Below are 4327 nucleotides of genomic sequence, written 5' to 3'. Positions count from 1 at the left end.
TATCCTTTAAATACATAAAAACAATAATTGTAATAAAAGAAATCGCAAATAAAATTGCAAATACGGTTTGTCCTTTTGAAAACATGTTGATAATTTTTTTTTCAAATTTAAGGATTACAAGTTTTAAAATATAATTTTATAGCATAATAATATCAAAAAAAATTGCCACGAATTATCAAATTTAAATTAATGTTTAAACTTATATTATGCAAAAACAATTAAATGCAGTAAAATTATTTCATACTACTTATGGATTAGGTGTAAGTGAAGAAATGAAAGTCGATTTAGGAACTCAGAAAAACAACCTTCGTTTTGAATTAATGAAGGAAGAAAACGAGGAATATTTAGAAGCTGTACAAAATAATGATTTAGTAGAAATTGCCGATGCGCTTGGCGATATGTTATACATATTATGCGGAACTATTTTAGAACATGGTTTACAACATAAAATTGAAGCTGTTTTTGATGAAATTCAGCGAAGTAATATGAGTAAATTAGGTGAAGACGGAAAGCCTATTTATCGTGAAGACGGAAAAGTAATGAAAGGCCCAAATTATTTTAAACCTAATTTTGAAGCTATTTTGAAGTAATATTTTCTGATTTTAAACAAAAAAATCCTTAATTCACATTAAGGATTTTTTTGTAATTATAATTAGATGTTTATTCAGAAACTAAAACATACTCACCAGAAGCTAAAAGTGCTTCTGCTTTTTTGTATTTCATAGTTTCACTTTTTCCATTCATAACGTTTTTAATTGTTACGTTATCGTTTCTATTAATTTTTGGTTGATCTCGAACGATAGTTTCAGTTACTGTTGGGCGCTGTTGTGCTTGATTTCCAGCTTCTCTATTCGCTTGCGCTAAATCATCAGAATCTAACGTATCTTTTGATTCCGTATAATTTGATTTTTTAGTTACTTGTTTCGCTTCCTGAATGTTATTCGCATTTTGTGAAGGCAATTCTCCTTTAAATAAAAATGAAATCACATCTTTATTCACTTGCTCAATCATGGCTTTAAATAATTTAAACGCTTCGAACTTGTAAATTAATAAAGGGTCTTTTTGTTCGTGTACCGCTAATTGAACCGATTGTTTCATTTCATCCATTTTACGTAAATGTTTTTTCCATGATTCATCTACAATAGCTAAAGTGATGTTCTTTTCGAAATCTGTAATTAACGATTTTCCTTCTGATTCGTAGGCTTTTGTTAAATTCGTAACCACATTTAAGGTTTTAATTCCATCTGAAAAAGGAACTACAATTCTTTCAAATTGTCCGTTATTATTTTCGTAAACATCCTTAATTATTGGATACGCTTCTTTTGCATCACGAACTACTTTTTCTTCGTAATATGCATACGCTGCTTTATATGTTTTGGCAACAATTTGTTGTATGTTTAATTTTGCAAATTCAGTTTCTGTAATTGGAGCAGTAATAGAAAACGTTCGTATTAATTGAAATTCGAAGTTTTTAAAATCATTTACAATTTTATTGTTTTCTACAATTACCTCGCAAGTATCATAAATCATATTTACGATATCTACTTTTAAACGCTCACCTTGTAAGGCGTGACGACGACGTTTGTACACCACTTCACGTTGTGAGTTCATAACATCATCGTATTCTAATAAACGCTTACGGGTTCCAAAGTTGTTTTCTTCTACTTTTTTCTGCGCACGTTCGATAGATTTTGTCATCATAGAATGCTGAATCACTTCACCTTCTTTTAATCCCATTCTGTCCATAACTTTTGCGACTCTCTCTGAACCGAACAAACGCATTAAGTTGTCTTCCAAAGAAACATAAAATTGTGAACTTCCCACATCACCTTGACGACCAGCACGTCCACGTAACTGACGGTCTACACGACGAGAATCGTGTCGTTCTGTTCCTATAATGGCTAAACCACCAGCTGCTTTTACTTCTGGTGATAATTTAATATCCGTTCCACGACCAGCCATATTTGTTGCAATAGTCACCACGCCTGGTTTTCCAGCTTCAGCTACAATTTCAGCCTCGCTTTTATGCATTTTCGCATTCAACACATTATGATTGATACCACGCATTTTAAGCATTCTACTTAATAATTCTGAAATTTCTACTGAAGTGGTTCCAATTAACACAGGTCTTCCAGCGTTTGAAAGTTCTACTACATCCTCAATAACTGCATTGAATTTTTCACGAACCGAACGATAAATTAAATCTTCTCTGTCAATACGAGACATTGGTTTATTTGTTGGGATTTCAACAACATCTAATTTATAGATTTCATTAAATTCGCCTTCTTCTGTGATTGCTGTTCCCGTCATACCTGCTAATTTGCTGTACATACGGAAGTAATTTTGTAATGTTACTGTAGCAAAAGTTTGAGTGGCTGCTTCAATTTTTACGTTTTCTTTCGCTTCAATAGCTTGGTGTAATCCATCAGAATAACGACGGCCATCCATAATACGACCTGTCGATTCGTCAACAATCATTACTTTGTTGTCCATTATAACATATTCTGTATCTTTTTCGAAAACAGCATATGCTTTTAATAATTGCGTAAGTGTATGAATTCTTTCTGATTTTACAGAAAACTCTCTGTATAAATCTTCTTTTAATTCGGCTTCAGCATCTTTATCTAAATTTTGTTTTTCGATAGCTGAAATTCCAGTTGAAATATCTGGCAATACGAAGAAATTCTCATCGGTATCTTGCGATAAAAATTTAATTCCATTGTCTGTTAATTCTACTTGATTGTTTTTTTCTTCAATAACAAAGTAAAGCGCCTCATCTACTTTAGGCATTTCTCTGTTATTGTCTTGCATATGAGCATTTTCTGTTTTTTGAAGAATTTGTTTGATTCCTTCTTCCGATAAAAACTTAATTAATGCTTTGTTTTTAGGATACGCACGATAGGTTCTTAATAATTGAAAACCACCATCTTTAATATTTCCTTCTTTAATTAATCGTTTCGCTTCGGTTAAACAGTCTGTAGCAATACGTTTTTGTAAATTAAAAAGGTTTTCTACTTTTGGTTTTAACTCTAAAAACTCGTGTCTGTCGCCATCTTCAACAGGTCCAGAAATAATTAAAGGAGTTCTTGCATCATCTACTAATACAGAATCGACCTCATCTACAATCGCGTAGTTGTGTTTTCTTTGTACTAAATCTTCTGGAGAATTCGCCATATTATCACGTAAATAATCGAAACCAAATTCGTTATTCGTACCATAAGTAATATCGGCATTATAGGCTTTTCTTCTCGCTTCAGTATTTGGTTGGTGATTGTCAATACAATCTACAGTTAAACCGTGGAATTCGAATAAAGGTGCTTTCCAAGTACTATCACGTTTCGCTAAATAGTCATTTACAGTAACTAAATGTACACCATTTCCTGTAAGTGCGTTTAAGTAAAGCGCAAGTGTTGCTACTAATGTTTTACCTTCTCCTGTTTGCATTTCGGCAATTTTGCCTTGATGTAAAACGATACCACCCATTAATTGTACATCATAATGAATCATATCCCAAGTGATTGGTTTTCCTGCAGCATCCCAAGAATTTGCCCAATTTACTTCTTCACCAACAATGGTAATATAAGGTTTGGTTGCAGAAAGTTCTCTATCTTTTGCAGTAGCAGTAACAGTAATTGAAGTATTTTCTTTAAAACGACGTGCCGTTTCTCTTAGTACAGCAAATGCTTCAGGTAAAATATCATTTAAAGTTTTTTCTGAAATATCGTATGCTTCTTTTTCTAACTTATCAATTTCAGTATATATGTTTTCACGAGCATCAACATCTACTGTGTTTTCTGCTTCCGATTTTAACGCTTCAATTTTAGCATCTTTTTCAGCACGAGCTTGATTGATTTTATCTTTAAATAAAGCGGTTTTTGCTCTTAATTCGTTGTGCGAAATTGATTTTAATGCTTCTTGATAAGAATTAATCTTATTCACTATAGGTTGAATGGCTTTGATATCGTTGGCTGATTTATCACCTACAAATATTTTTAATATCGAATTTACAATACTCATAATCTATGTTTTATATAATTTAACCTTACGGTTGTATTCATTTGTAAAGATAACCAAAAAAAAAGCCTCACCGAAGAGACTTTTTAATAGGCTATTTATTTTTTAATATTCATCCTCGTTCCAAAGATAATCTTCATCTGTAGGATAATCTGGCCAAATTTCTTCCATCGACTCATAAATTTCACCTTCATCCTCTATAGACTGTAAGTTTTCTACCACTTCTAATGGTGCTCCAGCTCTGATGGCGTAGTCAATTAATTCGTCTTTTGTAGCAGGCCAAGGCGCATCACTTAAATATGATGCCAATTCT

The 4327-nt window shown here is 32.3% G+C and carries 3 protein-coding genes; 1 reads left to right on the top strand and 2 read right to left on the bottom strand.

Annotation, left to right across the window (positions count from 1 at the left end; all coding sequences use genetic code 11):
* The first annotated feature begins 206 nt into the window (after window positions 1-206).
* Window positions 207-590, top strand: a complete 384-nt coding sequence (locus tag ABWO04_RS10135; RefSeq protein WP_353079591.1) for a pyrophosphohydrolase domain-containing protein — start codon at window positions 207-209, stop codon at window positions 588-590.
* 70 nt (window positions 591-660) lie between these two features.
* Here ABWO04_RS10135 and secA read toward each other — a convergent pair whose 3' ends face one another.
* The gene (secA, locus tag ABWO04_RS10130; RefSeq protein ID WP_353079590.1) at window positions 661-4017 is read right to left on the bottom strand and encodes a preprotein translocase subunit SecA; all 3357 of its coding nucleotides are present in this window, start codon (window positions 4015-4017) and stop codon (window positions 661-663) included.
* Window positions 4018-4119: 102 nt separating this feature from the next.
* Window positions 4120-4327, bottom strand: a 208-nt coding sequence (locus ABWO04_RS10125; RefSeq protein ID WP_353079589.1) for a DUF2795 domain-containing protein, incomplete at its 5' end; no start/stop codon positions are given.

It is taken from the genome of Flavobacterium sp. (assembly GCF_040382755.1).
GTDB lineage: Bacteria > Bacteroidota > Bacteroidia > Flavobacteriales > Flavobacteriaceae > Flavobacterium.
This window is presented reverse-complemented; position numbering and strand designations above follow the sequence as displayed.